We start from the raw sequence: 22762 nt of genomic DNA, 5'->3' as shown, positions 1-22762 counted from the left end.
CCTCATTCAATTTTAAAGTTCTATGATTCATTAACTCATCTTTCTTGTTTGTGTTCTTTAAATTTCAAAGTTTGAAAACAACATTGAAGTTAATATTTTTCATTTTACCTCCAATAATTTTAAATTGTTATAAAAAAACTTGTACTCCAAGTACAAGAAATAATATTTGTTTAAAAATTAAATTATTTATTCTTAACTTAGAGATGCAAAAAGAGAACATTAATAACTTTAATGAACTTAAGAATTATATTATTTTGAGACATTCGTTTATTCATGTTCTCTCCTCTCTTTTTTATAACAATTTCATTTTAACATAAAGTTCAAAATGAACCAAAGAAAATTTATTTTTTTGTATTTAATATATACAAACAATTAATCTGTTTTAAAAGAATAAAAAAAGCAACTTTTAAGTTGCTTTCGGTCATTTCTGAAATGGAGGGAGTGAAGGGAATCGAACCCTCATAGTCAGCTTGGAAGGCTGAAGTTCTGCCATTAAACTACACTCCCGTGTTATTTACTATATTATTATAGCACTATTTTTTTATTAGACAAGCATTTTTTTAATTTTTTTCATAAAAATTTTTGTTTGTTAATAAATAACAGAATAATTCTATCATAAAAATAGACTTTTGCAAAGGCAAAATAAAAACCAAGAAGCAACAAATTATTACTTCTTGTTTTGTGTTAGTTAGTGAAATAAATAATTGATTTAATAGACGAGATTTCCTTTTTATAGGAAGCATCACTTTCTTTTGTGTTGAAATTATTTACTTCAATTTTTTCAATTGAACTAATTTTAGTTTTTTCTAAAAGAATAATATATTGTGAAGAAAGAATAGCTTTTGTATTTATGTTGTATGAAGAGTAATTAATTTCGACTTTATTATTTGAAACTTTAACAGTATCTAGTGGTAATACAGAATCGTAATTTGAATAGTATATAATATGATATTTTTCTAGTGAAGATTTTTCAAATAACTTTGAAAATTGTTTAGAAAAAGAAGTTCATCCATTTGTAATTTCTTCTTTTTTATTTTCAAATAACACACGAGATAATATTTCGTCTTTAAAAGAAGATTCATCTTTGATTTCAAAAACATGTTTTTTGGATTTTAAATCTTCAGGTTTTCAAAGATTGTTTGAATTTAGTTTGAAAACATTTTGGGAAAGATTGTTCTCATTGTTAAATTCATCGATTTTTCTTTCTGAATTCATTTGGCAAGAAAATGTTGCAATAAAAGGTAAGCTAATTGTAGATAAAAAACCAAAAAATTTTTTACTCATTTTTAGAACCTAACATATGACATTGCAACATGGAAAACATCACTCTCTTCTAATTTTTCATAAGGATTTAATTTTAAAATGTATTCTCCTGTTTCTGGAGCAGTAAATACTGATCTTTCATAGTTATTTTTAACCATTGTGCTTGAAGTGTGAAAACCATTTGGACCAGAAATACTTAAATCAAAATCATGCACTTTAGGTTCGCCATCCTTTGTTTTTAAATCATAGTTTCAAGCTAAACCTACCGAAATTTTCTCTCCTTTATTTAAAAATACCTTTTTGAAAGTAATTTTGTCTGAAGAGTTTCCTTTGTTTATTATTTTATATTCTGTATTTTGTAGAGCCTCTCTCATTTTTTGAAAATCAATTTTTCCAGGACCGTATTGATCATGAATGCTATTTTTTGTTAATTCATAATTTTTATTACTATTAAGTGTTCAAATGTTTGGGTTGGATGATGATGTTAATGCAGACATAGTTATAACACTATCTAAACCTTTTGCATAAGTATCACTTTCGAGTTCCATTAATACTGAAATAATTCCTGCTACAGCCGGTGAAGAGTAACTTGTTCCATTAAATGTTTCGTCTCCATATTTAAAATTATCTGGTGCTACTACATTTACTTTTTTACCTGTTTTACTTCTTCATGAACTGAATTCTTTTATGTGGTCGTTGTTTCAAATTGCTCCAACTAATATTGAATTATAAGAGAGTCCATCACCTTGAAGTCCCTTTTTATATAGATCATCAAATGAATCGTTTTCTAAATTTCCTGATGCTATTACAAAAGTCACTTCTTTTTTAGTGTTTGTACTCAATAAATCTAAATATCTTGAAACTCCATTGTATGAAGTCGATCTGTCAAGATAATAACTTAAATTTATCACTTTTACATCATTGGAAATTAATCACTCAATTTCTTGTTCCGGACCATTTCAAGTAAAGGCTCTTATTCCATATAAGTGACTGTAAGGATTTATTCCATCTTTTCCTCCAACCACAGCAGCAACTTGAGTTGCATGTGTTCCATAGTTGTTATTGAATCATCAAAATCTTGATTTATTTTCAATTTTGTGAACACCTTCTTCTTTTGAAAAGTATTTATCAGTATATTCTATTTTACCATCGTCTAAAATACCAACTTTTACCCTTTGTCCGTTTAATCTTTTTTTGTTTAATGTTTCAAGAACTTCTTTTCTTTCGTTTTGCCTAAAATTCATAACATTAAACACATCAGCGTTGGATGTTTTATTTTCTGTGTCCAAATAAGGTGTAATAATTTTTTTGCTATTTCTCTCATCTCTAATGTCTTCAAGATTTGTAAAAATCTCGGAAACTTTGAAATAATTCTTTATTTTTTGTAAAACATTATCCCTATCTTCTTTATTTAGATTGCTAAATCTTAAAAATATAAAATCAGTATATTTACTTGCAAAAAAGTTAACTGCTTCATTTTGGTAAGATGAAGTAAATTCTTGAATAAATTTATATTTAGCATTTTCATCAGAAAACTTAAAATTTTTTAGTTCAAAAGAAAAAGTTACATTTTTCTTTTCTTCTACGTGTTGTACGGCTTGAGTTGTTGGAGACAGTGCGTTCACTCCTAAAACCAAACCATTTAATAATTCTAGTTTCATAATTCCTCCTTTAATTTAATTGATAGCAAAAACACCTTCTTTCAAAGAAAAAAGGTGTTTAGATTATTCACTTTTAAACTTTTTTTCTAAGAAAGATTATGAAAAACAAAAACATTTTTAAAAATGATACGTTTATTCATTTTAATTTTGTTTTTGTTGAATTTCATAATTCCTCCCTTTGCTATCAATCAAATTATAAATACTTTTTAGGAATAATAATGAAAAATTAAAATTTTGTTGATATAACTTTAATATCCCTTTATAATATAAAAATTCTAATTTATTTCTAATTTAAGCATAATTAACGGAGTTTTTGGTATAAAAAACCATTATTTTATTTTAAATTATAAGAAAATTATTTATTTAATATGATTAAAATATCAACAAAATCTCAGTAAAAACTGAGATTTGGAATTATTCGTTTGTGTCGACTGTTGCTAAGAAAACAACTAATTCATCTTTGTCAACTGCATCTGGATTTTCTTTAAATTTAGCTTCTCTTTCAGTTAATTGTTGTAATCTTGAAGAAAGAGTTTCTCTTCTTTTTGAGAAAGTAAATAAAGTAGAAGTAGCTGTTAAAAAAGCCATAACTGCAGAAATGAAAGAAATAGAAATAAATAGTCAAACAGCAGTTAAATTAGGGTTTTTAGCAATAGCGTAAGCTGATAAAAGTCCGTTAAATGCACTCATTAAAAGAAGTGCAATACTTACTGATAAAAACACTCATTTAGAAATTAAGTATTTCTTTTGTAGCTTAGCAATTTTGCTGTAAGCTTTATCAAATTGTGCTTGATACATTAGTTGTCATCTCCTTCACTTTGTGTGTAGCTGATTCCTAAGATGTTAGATACTGTATCAAAGAATAAAATATCTTTTCTTGGGTTTGAAGCGTATTTTCCTTCTTCACATTCATAAAGAAGTTTTTCAAGACTAATTAAGTTGTTGATTTTTTCGTTTCTTAGTCATTTTCCTTTAACTACAAATAGAGCTAAAAGCCCGTTGATAATTGCAAGAGCAATACCGATTCATAGTGTAAAGATTGGTCATTGATCTACAGGTTTTCCGTCAACTACGCTAACGAAAAGTTTTGCAAATCCTTCAAATTCTACAAGTCTTGAAGAAGCAAGTTTTGCAACCCCCATCATTGCAGAAAAGAATCCAAAGAAAAGAGCAAATAAGCTTACTAATCAGAAAGTAATTTTATAAACTTTTTCTTTAGTTGCTGATTTTTTAATTACGTGATCGATAAATTCTTTTGTTGAATTAAAAGGCTTTTTCATTATTTACCTCCTAATAAGAATTTTTTGATTTGTTTTGATTTAGAAATTTGTTTTTTAGTTAAAAATTCTTTTTCGATGCTTGCGAAATCTGAATCGAAGTTTTCAACATTGTATAGCTCATCTTCTTTAAGTTTGTAAGAAATGTAGCTGATTTTTCTCATTGCTTTTTTGTAATCTTTGAATTTCATAACTTCTCTATAGATTGATAAAAACATATTGAAGAAGAATGTTAGAACAATAAAGCTTGCTAAAACGATTGTTAGACCTAGTTCATCTAAGAAAGGTTTTCTTGTTGCAACTGGAATGTCTGAATATCTTTTTGTTTCAATTACAATAACAGCAATAGCAATAGCAATAATTGCTAAGTTTAAAATGATCAGTGATCATTTGATAATATTATCAGCTATTGAATTAGCTAATAATTGCTTTTTTAATTTTGACTTTTTATTAGCCATGTAATTTAAAAGCTCTGTATTTAAGTTTTTCATATAGCCCCCTTTTTGAGCGAGTAATATTATATATTAAAACTCAAAAAATACACTATGTTTTGTGATATTTTTTAGTTCTAAAATACACCAGAATTTTGGCTGAAATTAAGAAAGCCAAAGCAAGCTTGATGAAGCTATCTAAAAAACAAAATTTTCCTTTTTCTTGCTCTAATGTGTTATTTTTGGATTTTCAACGCATAATATACACAAAAAACAGACCTTTTTTCATTTTTTAGATTTTATTTGTACCAAAACAGAACCAAAATGGAAAAAATTAGTATAATTTTTAAACTTAAAAGAGGGAAGAAATGAAAAAGAAAATTATAAAACAATTAAGTCCTGTTCTATTTGCTTCTGCAACAGCATTTTTAGCAGCTTCTTGTACAATAAACAAAAATACAAACACAAACACAGAAAAACAATACACAATGTCTGATGAGCAAAAACAAAACTATCAATCAGTTCAACAATTTTTTGACTCAAAGAAAGAAACATACTTTTCAGCACTTGAAAAAAATGTTTTAAACACTTACAAAAAACAAGAAATCAAAGCAAGTTTCAACAATGACTTGTTTAGTTTTGTTAATTCTTATGAAAAAATTCTTAAAACAGATATTGCAAAACCTTATTCAGGTGTTGTTTTGCCTGCGAACGAACTTAAAGATAACTTAATCAACAAAAATCTTAAAAAGTTTGATGATCTAGTGAGAGGTGAAACTTTCTCAGTAGATGCTTTTGATTCTAAACTTGTAGAAGAAATTCAGCAAACAGAAAAAACAATAGAAAACAGAAACAAATTAATTAATGATAAAAACAGAGAACTGGACAATTTCATAGCTTCCTTATCTGAACTTGAATTAAAAAATCCAAACATTTTAGTTGTTGCAAACAGAGATGTTATTAACTTATGACAAGCAAACGGAATTTTCAGTGTTGTTGAAACAGATAAAGCCTTAAGTGAATTAAACAACTTAATCACTTTATACGAAACAAAACAAAATGCAGAGGTTTCTAAAGTTGTTTCTAAAGCACATCAATTCCTTGATAACTACACAAATTACAAAACCATTTCTTCACTAAAACAAAAAATAGATGAATTAAATAAAGAATTCAATTCTGTGCTTGAAACACAGGATTTAGTTTCAGATTATCTAAAAAACAAAATAAATATTTTTAAAGAAGAACTTAAAAAAGACAAAGAACTAACTGAAGAACAAATCAACTCAATTCTAGCAAAAGTTGAAAGCGTTTCTTCTGAACTTCAGTTACAAAATTTACAAAACGAAGTTGACAATATCAAATCTGATTTTGAAAATCTTAAAAAAGAATTAGTTGCTGAAATCGAAGGTTTAGCAATTGTTTCAAAATTCAAAGATCGTCTAGTTTTTAAAACAATGTCTTTTGAGGATTTAACAAAGTTTAATGAGTTCAAACAGAGTTTTAGCGAACTCAAAAACTCCTTAATTTCTCTTATCAAACTTGACAAAAAACTAGACAAAAAAAGAGAAGATAAAGAACTGAAAGCTGCTGCAGAGTATGATTTATACAAAAAGAGAACAAGCTTTGCACCTATTTACAAAGCCTTTGAATTAGCTGAAGTTGATTTAATTAATTTAGCACAAACAAAAGCAAAATTAGAAGAATACAAAGCAGAATTACAAAAAGTTTTAGAACTAAATTCACAAAATATAGACAACCAAAAAACAGTTGTTGATCTCTTTAAAGAAGATACAGAAAAGCTTTGAAATGTTGATTTTTCTGAAAATGCTCAAGCATATGAAATTGATAAAACCAGTTATTCTGCATCTTATAATTTTAAAAATGCTAAATTAGTGTTTGATACTCATGATACAGATCTAGTTGATTTTGAAATTGTTGATCTTCAACTTCTTCCTGAAGATAGAAATACACTAAAAATTGTTACAAAAACAACTCTAAAAAACAATCCTGAAATTTTTTACACAATCGAAAAAACCAAAACATTTACAAAAGATGTTTCTGAATATCTTAAAAATCTAAGTTTCAATAATTTAGACCAAGTTTTTGTTGTTGATTATGAAGCTTTATCAGAAAACAAAATTTCAGAATTTTTAGCTCTTCCTCTTGATAAAAAACTTGAGTTTTTCAAAGCTAAAAACAGAGTTCTTAATAACTTCTTTACATTTAGATTAAATGATGATTTTGAAATAAAAAACAAAAGAGTTTATGCTACTTTTGATGTTTTATTCAACAAACAAGTGATTTCAAGTTCTAAAATCCCAGCAATAAAACAAATTAACTTTTTATCTGAAGATGCTGATAAAGAGAAATTTATGGACAGAATAAATGAAAACAAAGTTCTTGAAATAATTAACGGACCTGCTTCTTTATTCTTTTCGCATCTTAAATTTAAACCCGATGCTCCAGAAAGTCACATCGAGTATCTTCCTTCAGATGCAATCGAAGTAATTAATAAACTTTACGATTTACCAAAATTTGGTAAATATGAAATTTTCATAAAAGAAATTAAAGACAAAGAAGACTACAATGGGTGAGCTGATTTAGTTCTTTGATACAAAAAAGATGGAAAAGAAGCTGAAATTAAAGACTTAAATGACTTGAGAAATAAAGCAAAAAGAATGCATTCATTTAAGTTATTAAACTTTGATGATGTTAAACCTAAAAATGGTGAAAAATTTAGTGCAGAAGACTTTGTTGGTACAGAAGCAATTAACTCAAAATGATCAAATATTTTAGATCATATTAATGAATCTAATATCGCTTTAAGAAAAGTGATGGCTGATGGAGATCCTAATGTTAAAGTTCTAAGAGTTCACGATGTAAATGACATCATTGAGCAAAAAGCATACTTAAAAATGAACTATCTGTTTGATGTTATAAACGGTGTTGAAAACGGTAGAACTGACACAAATTATGATAACGAAACTTTTGTTCCTTTAGATGCTAAAACTTATTCTAAAAATGTAGAAAGATATACACTTCCAGATGGCGATTTAAGAGAATTTAAAAGCAACGTTTTCCTTTATTATTATGATGTTAAAAAAGTCGGAAAAAGGGGAATTTCCTTTAAATTAGGAATCATGAACAAGCGTAATTTAAACCAAAGATACACATCTGGAAAAGAAATTACACTGATCAATCTTGTAAATGATTACAAACAAATTCACTACCCAAACGTGCTTGTAAATAAATTAAGTTTAAGTAATTTAACAATAAATAAAACTGAGCTTGCAAAACACACTGCAGACTATTTTGTTTCACATTTAGATGAATTAAACAGACTAATCACAATTAATATTAACGGCTCAAATCCAAATCTTGAATACAAGCATTTTGAGATTCCAAAAACTGACTTTAAAATCAGTTCAATAAAGAGAATTTCAGGAAGTCAAGCTTATGTTCGTTATTCAGTAAGAAACAGTGAAAATCAAGAAATTTTTGCTGATAAATGAATCAAAATTGAGGGATTTGCCAAGTCAGAAACAATCAATCCAAATCAAACTTTAGATTTTAGAAACCAAGAATTAATCACAGTTCAAAACTCACAAACAGAAATAATTAGAGAAAGAGTTATTGAGCCATTCTGAAAAGATCTTTTCTGAAAATTAGACAAAGAAACAAATGTCGCTTCATGAACTCTTGACAAAAAATATTTACAAAAAACACTATTGCAACCTAATGCAAGAAATAGATCACTAAAGCTAAATATTCTTGCTAACATGCTTAAAAATGATGCTGATAAATCAAACAGAATCAGACACTTTGATAAAGCAATAAGTCTTGTTGTTAATTTTGAAGATCTGTTATTGACAAAAGAACAAGTCTTTAAAAAGACAATTGAAGATGGCGACATTAACTTTAATTACTTTATAAAGCTTGCTTGAAACGAGCAAAAAGGTCTTGAATTTGAGATTTCAATGGAAGATGATTCTTATAAAATTGTTGTTGATGAGCCTGAAGTTATGACTTACACTGAAGGTCAAACTTTTGACAAAAATAAAGCATTTATGGTACTTCCAGCAGCTGTAAAAACAGTTATTTCATACACAAATGATGTTGAAGAAGAAGATTTTGGACTTAAAAATCCAACAAACAGATTCCAATATGATGAAATGCAATATAACGAGTTTGGACAACCTTTATTATTCTCAAGTGATCTTGATTATTTAAGAGATAAAACACAATATAATCCAAACCAAAATGTTGTTTATAAGCTTCATGATGGATACAAAATGAACGTTGAGCAACTCAGAACAAAACTTCACAGAGGTTGAGAAGTTGTTGACACAGCATTATTAAGAAATGCTCTTTTAGATGGTGGTAGATACTTTGGAACCATTACTTTCTTAGGAAAAGTTAATGACGATCCAAATGATGCGACTTTCTATATTTCTACAAACAGACATGCTGAAAACTCTTGAGGAGTTACAGATGCATCTGATTATAAAGGTGAAAAATTCCTTTCTTCTGTTTATGGTAAGAAATATGCATTTGCTCCAAGTATGGTAGAAAACAATGTTGACAGAACTTACAGCTTAAGAACTCACTATGTTCACACGCTGCACAACACAGAAATTAAGTTAATGTGAAGTGGTGTTGATCAGATTTCAAACGATGGAAAAGATAGAGTTAAAAATAGAGACTGAACAGTTGTTGTCGCTGATTTAAATAAAGCTCTTGAAAAATACAGAGCAGATGGAAATATGCAAGTTGTTTGAAAACTAGAAAATCTAATGAAAAGACCAAATGTTAAGTTTGATCAGCCTTATTGAGTAGGTCAAATTGATGTTCCTAATACACGTGAAGCATCAACAGTAGGATGACCATTTACACAATATGCAGGAAATATTAACAGACGTCCAAGAAGTTCATCTCACTTAGATATTGTTAAAGGAGCTCAGCACAATCTTTCTTCTCCTTTTATAGGAGGAGGAGCTTCAGGAAGTGGAGTTTTTGTTGATGGTGATTCATACTATGGAATTTGAACTTCTGGAGTTGGTAAGGTTTGAGCAAACGACTTTAGATACGACATCAGAAACTTTAACTACTTTGGAGTTAACTGAAATGGAGAAAATCCACTTGAATTAAAAAATACAGAATCAACAGCAGCACACATAATTAAAGCTAACTTACTACACCCTGGTAAATATGACTTACCATGATTCTGAAAAGAAATTAAATAAGGAAAATATGAAAAAGAAAAAAATATTTAAAACCTTGAGTCCTGTATTATTTGGCTCTACAGTAGCTTTTTTAGCCGCTTCCTGTTCAACAAATGATAATACAAACACTCAAAAACAATACACAATGTCTGAAGAACAAAAACAAAGCTATCAAGCAGCACAACAGTTCTTTGATTCTAAAAAAGAAAACTACTTTTCAGCACTTGAAAAAAATGTTTTAAACAGCTACAAAACACAAGAATTACAAGCAAGTTTTAACAATGACTTGTTTAGTTTTGTTGATACTTATGAAAAGATTTTAAAAACAGATATTGCAAAACCTTACTCAGGAGTTGAAGTTTCATCAAGCGAGCTTAAAGATGATTTAATCAACAAAAATCTAAAGAAATTTGACGATTTAGTTAGAGGAGAAACCTTCTCTGTTGATGCCTTTAATTCATCTTTAGTTCAAGAAATTAAAGAAACAGAAAAAACAATCGAAAACAGAAATAAACTTGTAGAAAACAAAAATAGAGAACTTGACAACTTTATTGATTCTCTGTCTAAACTTGAACTAAAAAATCCTAATATTTTAGTTGTTGCAAACAATGATGTTATTAATCTTTGAAAAGCAAACGCTATTTTTAGTGTTGTAGAAGCAGATAAATCCTTAAGTGAATTAGTTAATTTAGTGGACTTATACGAACCAAAACAAAACGAAGAAATTTCAAAAGTAGTTTCTAAAGTAAAAGTCTTTTTAGCTAACTATACTACAGAAAAAAACGTTTCATCTTTAAAACAAAAAATAGATCAATTAATTCAAGAATTCAATTCTGTTATTAAAGCACAGGATTTAGTTTCTGATTATTTAAAAAACAAGATTAGTGCTTTTAAAGAACAAATACAAGCTGACAAAGAATTGACAGAAGAACAAATACAATCAATTCTTGCTGAAACTGAAAATGTTTCTTCTGAACTTCAGTTACAAAATCTGCAATCAAAAGTTGAAAACATTAAATCAGGTTTTGAAAATCTTAAAAAAGAACTTGTTGCTGAAATCGAAAACACAGCAATTATTTCAAAATTCAAAGATCGTTTAGTATTTAAAACAATGTCTTTTGATGATTTAACTAAATTCAATGAATTTAAACAAACTTTTAGCGACCTCAAAAACACACTAAATTCCCTTATTGAAGCCGATAAAGAGCTAGAACAAAAAAGAGAAGCTAAAGAACTAAAAGCGGCTGCAGAATATGATTTATATAAAAAGAGAATCGGTTTTAAGCCTATTTATAAAAACTTCGAATTAACAGAACTAGATTTAACTAATTTTGATTTTACAAAGGGAAAAATACAGGAATTCAAACAAAAACTTCAAGAAGTTTCTGACTTAAATTCTCAAAGTTCAAGTGATCAAAAAACAGTGGTTGATCTTTTTAAAGAAGAAACACAAGGACTTTGAAATGTTGACTTTTCTCAAAATGCACTTGCATATGATATTGACAAATTCAGTTATTCAGCATCATTTAATTTCAAAAATGCTAAAGTTATTTTTGATGTTCATGACACGGCAATTGTTGATTTTGAAATCATTGATCTGCAATTAGACAAAGAAAATTGAAATAAATTAAACATCACAACAAAAGCAACTCTCAAAAATAACCCTGAAGTTTTTTATATTATTAACAGCTCAAAAATCTTTACAAAAGATGTTTCTGAATACACAAAAAATCTAAATTTCAACAATTTAGACCAAATTTTTGATGTAGATTATAAAACTCTTGCAGAATACAAAGAAGAGGAATTTAATGCCCTTTCATATAAAGAAAAATTAAAATTCTTTAAAGCAAGAAATAAGGCTGTTAATAACTTCTTTAAATTTAAACTAGAAGATGATTTTGAAATAAGAACAAACAGGGTTTATGCTACTTTTAGTGTCTTTTTCAACAATCAAATGCTTTCAAGCGCAAAGATTCCGACAATTAGAAAAGTTGAGTTTGTGGAGGCAGGTGTTGACAAAGAAAAATTCATGGATCGCCTAAATGAAAACAAGGTTCTAGAAATCATTAACGGCGATTCTTCTAAATTCTTCTCTTTATTAAAATTTAAAGAAGGAGTTAAAGAAAGTCATGCGCAATATTTATCTTCTGATGCAATAGAGGTTGTTAATAAATTATACGAATGACCAAAATTTGGAAAATATGAAATCTTTATCAAAGAAATAACAAATAAAGATGTTTACAATGGTTGAGCTGATTTAGTTCTTTGATACAAAAAAGACGGAAAAGAAGCAGAAATTAAGGACTTAGCAGATTTAAGATCTAAAGCCAAAAGACTGCACTCATTTAAACTAACAAGCTTAGATGACATCAAACCAAAAAACGGAGAATTCTTTACAGCAGAAGATTTCCAAACTGCAACTCCAATCGATGCAAGATGATCAGGTATTTTAAACACAATTAATGAATCAAATATTATCTTAAGAAAAACAATGCCAGAAGGAAACGTTGATCAAAGAACTATTAGAGTTCATGATGTAGATGATATCATCGAGCAAAAAGCGTTTATCAAAATGAATTACCTTTTCCAAATTGTTAATGGAGTTGAAGACGGAAGAACTGATACAAATTATGACGATCAAGTTTATGTGCCTTCAGATGCCAAAATCTACTCAAAAAATGTAAACAGAAACGTTATTGCAAGCAATAATTTCAATGACATAATGAATAACTTTTTCTTCTATTTCTACGATGTTAAAAAAATCGGAAAAAGGGGAATTTCCTTTAAATTAGGAATTATTAACAAAAGAGATACAAGCATCAGATATGCTTCATCAAACGAAATTACTCTTATTAATTTAGTAAATGATTACAAACAAATTCACTACCCAAGAATCATGGTTAATAAGCTAAGTTTAAGCAATTTAACAATCAACAAAACAGAACTTGCTAAACATGATGCAAACTACTTCGCAACACATTTAGATGAACTTAATTCTCTAATTAACATCAATATAAATGGTGCTGATGCAAATTGAGAATATAAACATTTTAGTCTTCCAAAATCTTACTTCAAAGTTGCTTCAGTTAAAAGAGTTTCAGGAACTCAAGCCTTTGTGCGTTTCTCTGTTCAAAATAAAGATGGACAACAAACATTAGCTGATAAATGAATTAAAATTAATGGGTTTGCACCTGCTGAATCTGACTTCCCAAGACAGAGTCTAGATTTCGACACAAAAGAATTAATGGTAGTTCAAGAGTCTGAAACAGAAATCACAAGAGAAAGAGTTATTGAGCCTTACTGAAGAGATTTATTCTGAAGTCTTGACAAACAAACTAATGTTGCTTCATGAACCTTAGATAAAAAATACCTTGCAAGCACGCTCTTAAAACCTAATGCTAAAAACAGAACTTTAAAACTAAATATTCTAGCTAACGTTCTTAAAAACGATTCTCAAAAGAGTTCAAGAGTAAGAAATATAAACAATTCTATTTCTTTAGAAGTAAACTTTGAAGAACTAATATCTAAAAAAGAAAAAGTCTTTAAAAGAGAAATGGAAAATGGAGAAAACAGCTTTAATTACTTTATAAAACTTACGTGAAACGAGCAAAAAGGTCTTGAATTCGAGATTTCAATGGAAGATGATTCATACAAAATTGTTGTTGGAGAACCTGAAGTTCAAAAATATGAATCAAACCAAGAATTCGACAAACAAAGAGCATTTTTAGTTCTTCCAGCTGCTGTAAAAACCACTGTTGTTTACACAAACGATGAAGAACAAGAAGACTTTGGACTCAAAAATCCAACAAACAGATTCCAGTATAATGAAATGCTTTATAACGAATTTGAAATGCCTCTTTTATTCTCAAGTGACACAGAATATTTAGCGGATAAAGAACACTATAACCCGAACCAAAATGTTATATATAAATTGCATGATGGATACAAAATGAATATTGATCACATTAGAATAAAACAACAAAGAGACTGAGATATAGTTGACACAGCCTTTTCAAGAAATGTTTTAATAACAGGATATGGAACAACAGCAACAGCAACCTTTTTAGGAAAAGTTAATGATGATCCTGAAGATGCAACCTTCTATATTTCAACAAACTGACATACTCACGGAAGAGAAGATTTCTTTATTCTTAATAAACCTGAAGATTGAAAATTTAGTCAGTTTTTAAGTTCTGTATATGGAAGAAAATACGGATTTTCTCCTGAAACAGTAAGTAACAGTGTTGACAGAGGATACTTCAGTAGACAACACAGACAATATATGCTAGAAGGTGTTGAAATAAAACTAATTTGAAGTGGGGTTGACAGACGTCCTAATGCCCAAGGTCAAGTAGCTCGTACTGAACGTGATAGAGACTGATCAATCTTTAGTGCTGATGTAACTAAAATTATTCAACAATACAGATCAGAAGGAAATATGGAAGTAGTTTTAAGAATGGAAAATCTACTTAAAAAATCAAACATTAAGTTTGATCAACCTTACTGAGTAGGTCAAATTGATGTTCCTAACACACGTGAAGCATCAACTTTAGGATGAGCTTTAGCGAAATACACAGGACACATTAATAGACGTCCACAAACATCAGGACACGTTGCAATCGAGCAATGAAGACAACAAAACTTTTTATCTTCACCATTCCTTGGCCCTGGTTCATCGGGTAGTGGAGTGTTTGTTGACAATGATACATACTACGGAATCTGAACTTCAGGAGCTAAATACATTTTTGCAACTGATTACAGATATGACAACAGAGACTTTAACTACTTTGGAATTAACTGAAATGGTGAAAATCCACTTGAGCTTAAAAATACTGAATCTGCAGGAGCTTACATTACAAAAGCAAACTTATTACACCCTGAAAAATACGACTTACCATGATTCTGAAAGGAAATTAAATAAGGAGAGATATGAAAAAAAGATACTTAACAATACCACTATTATTGAGCCCACTAGCTGTACTTTCTTGCTCTAATAATACAGCAACTACAGAGCAAAAAGTAGAAATTGAAAAGAGTGATCCAAACACAAATTTTGTTAATAAAATTTCTTCAAATACAGGTTATAAACAGCTAGAAACATCATTTAGCCCTGTAAAAACAGAAAACGGACTCTTTTTAACTATTTCACCTGTTTTAAAAGTTCTTGCATCAACAAAAATAATGCCAAATGACTTACCTTCAGAAGTAACTATTCTTGAAATTTTAGATAACAAACAAAACTTTAAGTCAGCTTCTGTAACTTGAGAAGTTCCAGAAGAAGGAGTTGTAGCGATTGCAGATACAGAAATAAGTGGTACAGCAACTTTTAAAAACCAAAAAACTCCTGTAAAAGCAATTATTAAAACACAACTTTTAAGATTTGAGAAAAAGGGAGAATTTGTTGTAAAAGAAGAAGGATTGAGTGTTGATGAAGCTAAAAGTACAACTAACAGATCAACAAACCAACCTTTAAGAAACTTAATAGATAGAACAGGGGATTATGGGGCAACTGCTTCTCGGTGAGATAACTGAGGTACAGACACAAAAGAGCCTGATACAAAAATTGTTTTCCATTGAGACAAACCAACAGATCTAGCTTATGTTGAAACTCTATTTTGATCAGCTGCTACACTGAATAATTCTCAAGGAAAAATGCCAAAAGAAATCAGATGATGATACTCAAATGATGGTGATAACTGAATTCCTGTTAAAAACCAAGACAAAATTACAGATATCGATTTTGGAGCAATGGGGAGTCATCCGAGATGAGGAAACGTATCAGCACCTAAAGTTGTAACTTTTGACACAGTAAAAACACAGTGATTAAAAATGACTTGAACACCTGCTAAAGCTCCAAACAACACCAACTACATCATAGGAATCACTAACATGAGTTTTGGTGACATCATTCTAGAAAAAGAACCAATCCTTTACTCAAAAGCTAATGAAATCACTGAATTCAAAGTCGGTTCAACAACCCTTGAAACAACAAAAGACAACCTTGATTATGAAATGATGGTTGATGATCTAGACACTCCTTTATCAATAAAAACGAACGCAACACAAACAAAGAGATATTTAATTGATAAAGACGACAAAAAGACATTCAAAACATACAAAATTATTTCTTACAATGATTTAGGACAATTTAAAGTTTATAACTTAGTTTTAAGAAAGAAAGGTAACTAAATATGAAACACAAGAAAAAACTTAAAACTCTGCTAGCTTTATCACCAGTAGCACTAAGTGCTGTTGGTGTTTATGCTTTTATTTCGGCAGGCACAAATGCGGCGGACACTCAAAATACACAAAAATACAATCTTTCTTATGATCTTAAGTCAATAACTTATTCAAACAACCTAATCAATCTAAGTTCAGAAATTAATTTTGTATCTCAAAGCGATGTTGCTTCTTCTTTAGTTCAAAAAGCTAAAAATGTTCTTTCTAACAAAGGTGTTTCTGTAGCTGATTCAAAAAGAGTTTCAAGTGACAAAACAAACCTTTTAATCGGAATTAAATCAGACAACGATTCTCTAATAAAAAGCGAGCTTCAAAAAGCTCAAATCACTGTAGAAGAGGACTTTTTCACAAAAGATGATGCTTATTTAATAGCTATTAAAAATAACACAATTTATGCATATGCAAAAGATAATAGAGCATTAAGTTATGCTCTTAATGTGCTTGAAGAAATCTCAAAAGAAACATCATCAAAACTTGTTTATGAACTTGAAATTAAAGACTATGCTTCTTTATCAAATAGAGTTATTTTTGATAACACTATTTGATCACAAGAAAAAAGAAAAGACTTTATAACTTGAAGTGCTAAAAACAGAATCAACAACTACATTTACTATGCAAAAGACGATTCTTTCACAAGACAAGAATGACAAGAAAAATACAGCGATTCCGCTTTAAGTAAGATTCAAGAATTAGCAACTGTCTCAAAAGAAAATTTCATTAATTTTGTTTACACAATTAACCCATTACAGATAAACGGAATTGTAAATAATGACTTTTATGATGCTAATTTTAGTTCATTAAAAGAAAAATTAGAGCAACTAATTTCTGTAGGTGTTCACCACTTTGCTCTTTCTTCAATTGAATCACAAACAGATGCAGATTTACAAACAAAATTATTAGGTGATCTAAAAACCTGATTAGAAACTAAAAAAGCAGAAAATCCAGAAATTAGTGATACTATTTTCTATTTTGTAAATGAAAAAGCACCAACAACAATTCCACAATACTTCAATGATTTAGCTTCTAAAGTTAAAGTAGTTGCAATCAGCGGAAAAGAGTTTGGAGCTATTTCAAATGAATTTGTAAACAACTTTAACACAGCAACTTCTCAAAAAGCAAACATCCTTGTTAATTGACCAAATACTTCTGAAAACTTTGACACTCTTGTTTTAAGAGGATTTGATTCAATTTTAGTTTCTGATTTAGATGTTTCTAAAGTTGAAAGTTTAGTATTTGCTCCTTCAAACAACGAAGAAGTTTCTAAACTAAATCTTTCTGTAGGAGCTAACTATTCTTGAAATGTTTGAACTTCAACAACACAAAAAGATCAATTACTAAAAAGTGCCTTCAGAAAGCTATTTTCAGCAACAAATACAGCTTCAGAAGAATCAGAAGCACTTGATTTAATCTCATTCCACATTACAAATTATGGAATGACTGAAGCAAAATCAACAACTCTAAACGAATCAGAAAACATCAAAGATTCACTAAACGCTCTATTACCTAAAATTCAAAATAGAAGTTATACAAATGAAGAAATTAACTCCTTAAAAGATACCTTTAGTGCACTAAAAGATGCGTCAAACAGTCTTTTAAGCTCAACAAAGAACACAAACTTAATTAATGAATTAAGACCTTGACTATCAGCTTTTAAAGATTTAAGTGAGTCTTTAGCAGAAATAATGGATTCTTTAATTTATCTAAAAGCAGACAGTTTCAGTACTTTTAATACAAAATTTGCAAACGCAGAACAGTTATTTAAGAACTCACAATCAAATCACTCATTTAAAGTTAGTGAGCAAAGTTTAAGCTACAACCCACAAGTTGGAATTCAGCAACTCGTTCCTTTTACAAGAAAAATAATTACTTCTCTAAAAAATAGATGAGTAGAAAATGTTGTGTTTACAATTCAAGATGTTAAACAAAAATTCTTCAGTAGTAGAGGAGATACAGCGCACGATCCTTCTTTAGCTGCACCACATGAAGTTTTAAACAAAAACAACACAAACGAAGTTATTTATAAAAACCCTAACAGAGTTGATGCTAATGAGTTCTTTGGAGTTAGTCTTTCAAAACCTATTACTCTAAACAAAATTTACATCAAGCAAGGAGGGGGAAATGACCACTTCTTCCACTCACAACTTGAGTATAAATTAGATGGAGAAGATGAGTGAATTTCTTTAGGTACATACACAAGAAATTCTGGAGCAACAGATCCAATAACATACACAGGATTAAACATCAAAAATGTTGTAGCAGTAAGACTTAAAGCAACTCAATCAAACGGAAGAGATGCATGAATTAGAGTATCCAGTTTTGCACTTAATGACTATGTTCCACCAGTTTCAGAAAAGCAATGATACAGGGATTTACAGTATTCTGCAGCAGACTCAACAAACACAATAACAAATAAAAGTAACACCACGCCTGACAGGGTTTTAGATGATGCAACAAATACAGAATGATGACTTACATCAGATAGTAGAGATAACTTCCAAGCAAATTCTTATATAGGATTTAAATTACCTGCAAGAAGAGCTATTACAAGATTTTATATTGAGCAAGGTCACTCCAATTCAGGAGACGTTTTAGATAATTTTAAAGTTGAATACTTTGATTACACCGCAAATGCATGAAAACAATTTGGTTCAAAAAATTTAAATCGTTCTCAACACCAGTTACTTTCTGGATACGCAATGACTGATAAAATAAGAATTTACAACAATTCAAATAGACCTATTTGATGAAGACTTGCAACAGTAAAAGTTGGTGGACCACAACTTAACAACGATCCTCAATACGAAGCAACAAGTACTAACATAATGATTGCTAACAACTCAAGTGTTAATGACGCAAGTAAAAACAATAAATTCGAGTATGTAGTTGACAAAAACGACACTACAATGGGAACTTTCACACATTCTCCTTCAGGAACAATCACTACAAATGACCACCTAGACATCCTTTTTGACGACTATAAAGCAATTAAATCGTTTAGAATTCTACAAGATGGACACAATGGTGATTTCTTAAGAAAATTCAAACTTCAAAAAATAGTTAATGATACTTACACTGACATTTTCCCAGAAGTTGTTGTTGGAGATGAATTAGAAAAACTAATTGAAATTCCTAAAACAACAGGAAAAATGAATGGTATTAGACTTATTGCATTAGAAGATACTCAAAAATGATGAAGACTTAGAGGAATTGATGTTAATGAAGCTGCACAAGAAACAAGAGAGTACTTAATTGCTCCTTCTGGAGGTGGAGAAACTCTTGTTACAAAATTCGAAAATAACACATTTAGCCTTTATAACAGAGATAATCCAGACCAAAATCACGACTACACTTTAAACGCTAATTCAGAAATTGGATTCGATTTTAAAACTCTTTATAAACTAAAAAGAATTTCAGCAGATTACCAAACACAAGCTCACTTCAAAGTGTTTAGTTCAGAAAATGGATACATTTGACACGAGATTAGTGATCTAAATAATCTTTCTGATGTTGCAGCAGCTCAATATTTAGTTATAAGAAATACTTCAGATGCTCAACAAACAATTTCTCTAAAAAATCTTATTGTTGATGTTGATGAAAACACAGGTTTTGGTTCTTTAGACAGCAAAACAACACTTGAAACAGAAAACAAAGAAAACTTAATTACAAAACCTGAATTTGATGGTGATTTTGAAACAAGCAATGTTTACAGTGCACCTATTGAAGCTTCAAAAAGAATTGTTTATAACTTAGGTGAAGCTGTTGATCTTAATTCTTTAAGAATCTATACAAAAGATCAAAGTTCAGACTATCCAAGAGCTATTACAGTATCAGTTTCCACAAACAAAGAAACCTGAAATGATGTTTTTGAAATTAATGATCAAGGTGCATTAAATGACACAAAAGTTTTAAGTGACACAATTTATGGATTCTTTGATGAAAAACACGAGAACTTTAGATATTGAGGTGCTGATGATCTAAATCTTCAAGGAATCAAATATATTAGACTTTCAGTTAAAAGCAACTATCCTTCAGCTAAAAGACTTGAAATTAATGAAATAGTTATTAATGGTGGTTACAGAGGAAAAGAAAACACAGATCTAAGATTTTCAGGTGAAAATCTGGAATCTAACAACAAACTTTCAAGACCTGAAAACATTGCAGACAACGATTATTCAACAGTATTTGCACCTTCTTCAGCTTCAGGAACTCTTGTTTATAAAGTAACTGATGCTGATTTCAGAAACAAAGATTTAAGAATTATTTCAAAAGAAAATCCTGAAAACACAACACTAAAAATAACTGTTTATAACACAACAACAAATCAAGCAGAAGAAATAGTTTTAGGGAAACTTTCTCTAAATACTATTGACTTTAAATTACCAATTACAGAAGACACTAAAAAACTTCTTAACATTAGTTTAGTTTGAGAAAATAAAGCGCCTGTGATTGCTGAAGTTGCAAAAATTGATAAACCACAAAATGCTTCTGAAGTTAATAAAACAGAATTTAATAATTTATTAGATACAGAGCCAGCTAACTATGCAAACTGAACTCAAGAATCAAAAGATGAATTCGCAAAACTAAAAGAAAAATTAAGTCCAATTAAGACTTCAGAATATGTAAGACAAGAAAGTGTAAATGATGCTAAAACTCTGTTAGATGTCTTTATTCAAAATGCTAAATTAAAGGGAAATACAGAGACTTTAGAACAAAAATTAGCTAATAAAATTGTTAATAATGATCAAGGAATTTACACAAAAGATTCCTTTGATAACTATAAAAAACAAATAGAAGAAATTGAGAAAAAACTTCAAGATAAAGATAATTTAAGCCAAGTTCAAATCAATCAACTTGAAAGACAACTTGAAGCAGCTACAAACTCTCTTGTGATTTCTCAAGAACAAAAAGCACAAGCTAACGCTAATAAAAATAAATTTGATTCTCTAAATACTCAAGACTGAACACAAGAAAGTTACGCACCACTTCAGGCATCTGCTGAAAAACTAAAAACAGCACTTGAAGAACAAACAACAACAGAAGACAAATTTAAAGAATTAAATACAGAATTTAGTAATTTATTTAGTCAACTTAAAGCAACTGAAAAAGGTCAAAAAGTAAAAGAATACAACGCTTATAAAGACACTGTTATTTATGATTTAATTGACAACCAAGAAAACTCATGACCAAAACACATTTCTGATATTGCTACAGAATTAGAAAAACAAGATAAAGTTGTTGAAAATGCTGATGCAACAGAACAAGAAGTAGAAGCAGCTTTAGCTACTCTAAAAGAGCAAGTTGCTAAATTAGAAGCTTACAAACAATCTAAAATTAAAGAACTAGAAGAAGCTTCAAAATCAGAACTAAATAACATCGCAGCTTATTTAGATGACAACAGCTACAACAACTACAAAAAAGCTGTTGCTGAAGCTAAAAGCGCACTTGAAAATCCTTCAGTATTAAGTGAATCAAAAATTAATTCTTTAATTGAGCAAATTAAATTAACAAAAGAACAACTCAAGTTTAATAGACTAAAAATTGTTGATCAAATCAATAGAAGAGTTGCAAATAAAACAGAAAAAGATGCTTTATTAAACAAACTAGAAACTCTTCTAAGTTTAGAAGATTTCGATAAGTTTATTAAAGAATTTGAAGATAAATACAAAGACGTTATTGCTCCTGTTGAACCTGAAACACCAGCAGAAAAACCAGAAACAAAACCTGCTGAAGTAGATAATAAAGATACTAACTCATTAGCAGACTCAAGGTACAAAAATAAAGGTTCTCAAGGTGGAATAATTGCATCTGCAATTCTATTTACATTAACAGCACTTTCTTTAGTAGGATTTGCTTTATTAAAATTCTTTAAAAAGAAAAAATAATCAAAATTCAAATTAACTAAACAGAATTTCTGTTTAGTTTTTTTGTCAAAACTTTTAGCTTGCAAAAAGAAAATTAAAAATCAAGAAACTAACACGAAGATATCTTTCTTAATGAGAATATATTTACTAAATACCACCTTTAAAATAAGCGAAAAAGATACTAAAAACACTGTTTTTTGTGTGTTTTTGGTCTTTTTAAACTTTTTTGTAGTTAGTTAAGCAAATGCTTTTATACCAGTAGTATAATTTTAGTATATATATTAAGGCTAAAGGAGAAAATATGATTGAAAAATATAGTTACAAATACATCAGAAGTCTTACAACTTATAAAATAATATTTTTTGCAATGCAATTTACATTTTCCTTTTTAATTGCGTTTGTTGGTACAACGCTAAAATTAAATGCTATAGCACCTGAAATAGATGATTTTATAAGTTATAATGGTAGATTATGAATATTTGGAGTCCTGATTGCAGTTTTTGTTTTCACTTGAATAATCCATTTTATAAATTTTAAAAAGTTTAAAAAAATACAGCTAGTAATAGTAAATGACGAAGTGTCAGATATAACACAAACAGACCTAAAAGAAGATTTTAAGGGTTTTATTTTATTCAAAGCAACAAGTGATAAAAAACTTGAAAAACTTTCTGAACTTAGTGAACAACAAAAAAACCAAATAATACAAAAAGCCAAAAACTCTTCAATATTTTCTTTTAAATAAGTTATAACTAAAATGTTTTTTTAATTGATCACAAATTAATTTAGTAAAGACATATAAAGGAGAAG

General features: G+C 29.0%; 10 protein-coding genes and 1 tRNA gene. 5 read left to right on the top strand and 6 right to left on the bottom strand.

What is annotated here, in order from left to right; genetic code table 4:
• Positions 1-433: 433 nt before the first annotated feature.
• The 6 genes from JV122_RS02955 to JV122_RS02930 all read right to left on the bottom strand — a co-directional run bounded on the left by JV122_RS02955 (position 434) and on the right by JV122_RS02930 (position 4692).
• Positions 434-507, bottom strand: a tRNA-Gly gene (locus JV122_RS02955).
• 177 nt (positions 508-684) lie between these two features.
• Positions 685-1284 (bottom strand): hypothetical protein, encoded by a 600-nt coding sequence (locus JV122_RS02950; RefSeq protein ID WP_205843026.1) that lies wholly within the window; start codon positions 1282-1284, stop codon positions 685-687.
• Between the two features lie 2 nt (positions 1285-1286).
• Complete coding sequence (locus tag JV122_RS05065; protein ID WP_205843025.1) at positions 1287-2924, bottom strand: S8 family serine peptidase; 1638 nt, start codon at positions 2922-2924, stop codon at positions 1287-1289.
• A gap of 414 nt (positions 2925-3338) precedes the next feature.
• Positions 3339-3722 carry a DUF4231 domain-containing protein gene (locus JV122_RS02940; protein ID WP_205843024.1) on the bottom strand — a complete coding sequence of 128 codons (384 nt, stop codon included), beginning with the start codon at positions 3720-3722 and terminating at the stop codon, positions 3339-3341.
• Positions 3722-4204, bottom strand: coding sequence for a DUF4231 domain-containing protein (locus JV122_RS02935; RefSeq protein ID WP_240463493.1), 483 nt, complete (start codon positions 4202-4204; stop codon positions 3722-3724). The genes JV122_RS02940 and JV122_RS02935 overlap by 1 nt, the downstream gene beginning before the upstream one ends.
• A complete protein-coding gene (locus JV122_RS02930) occupies positions 4204-4692 on the bottom strand; it encodes a hypothetical protein (RefSeq protein WP_205843023.1) in 489 nt (162 codons plus the stop codon). The genes JV122_RS02935 and JV122_RS02930 overlap by 1 nt, the downstream gene beginning before the upstream one ends.
• 308 nt (positions 4693-5000) lie before the next feature.
• On the opposite strand from JV122_RS02930, the gene JV122_RS02925 reads away from it, so the two are divergent.
• From JV122_RS02925 to JV122_RS02905, 5 genes are all read left to right on the top strand, one after another.
• The gene (locus JV122_RS02925) at positions 5001-9875 is read left to right on the top strand and encodes an MGA_1079 family surface serine endopeptidase (protein ID WP_205843022.1); all 4875 of its coding nucleotides are present in this window, start codon (positions 5001-5003) and stop codon (positions 9873-9875) included.
• A 7-nt stretch (positions 9876-9882) separates the two neighbouring features.
• Positions 9883-14775, top strand: a complete 4893-nt coding sequence (locus JV122_RS02920) for an MGA_1079 family surface serine endopeptidase (RefSeq protein WP_205843021.1) — start codon at positions 9883-9885, stop codon at positions 14773-14775.
• A gap of 8 nt (positions 14776-14783) precedes the next feature.
• The gene (locus JV122_RS02915; RefSeq protein WP_205843020.1) at positions 14784-16043 is read left to right on the top strand and encodes a discoidin domain-containing protein; all 1260 of its coding nucleotides are present in this window, start codon (positions 14784-14786) and stop codon (positions 16041-16043) included.
• A gap of 2 nt (positions 16044-16045) precedes the next feature.
• Positions 16046-21976, top strand: a complete 5931-nt coding sequence (locus JV122_RS05060; protein ID WP_205843019.1) for a beta-N-acetylglucosaminidase domain-containing protein — start codon at positions 16046-16048, stop codon at positions 21974-21976.
• 280 nt (positions 21977-22256) lie between these two features.
• Positions 22257-22697, top strand: coding sequence for a hypothetical protein (locus JV122_RS02905; protein WP_205843018.1), 441 nt, complete (start codon positions 22257-22259; stop codon positions 22695-22697).
• The last annotated feature ends 65 nt before the right edge of the window (positions 22698-22762 follow it).

It is taken from the genome of Mycoplasma procyoni (assembly GCF_017052595.1).
GTDB lineage: Bacteria > Bacillota_I > Bacilli_A > Mycoplasmatales > Metamycoplasmataceae > Mesomycoplasma_A > Mesomycoplasma_A procyoni.
The sequence above is the reverse complement of the archived record's forward strand: the minus strand, read 5'-3'. Positions and strand labels throughout refer to the sequence as shown.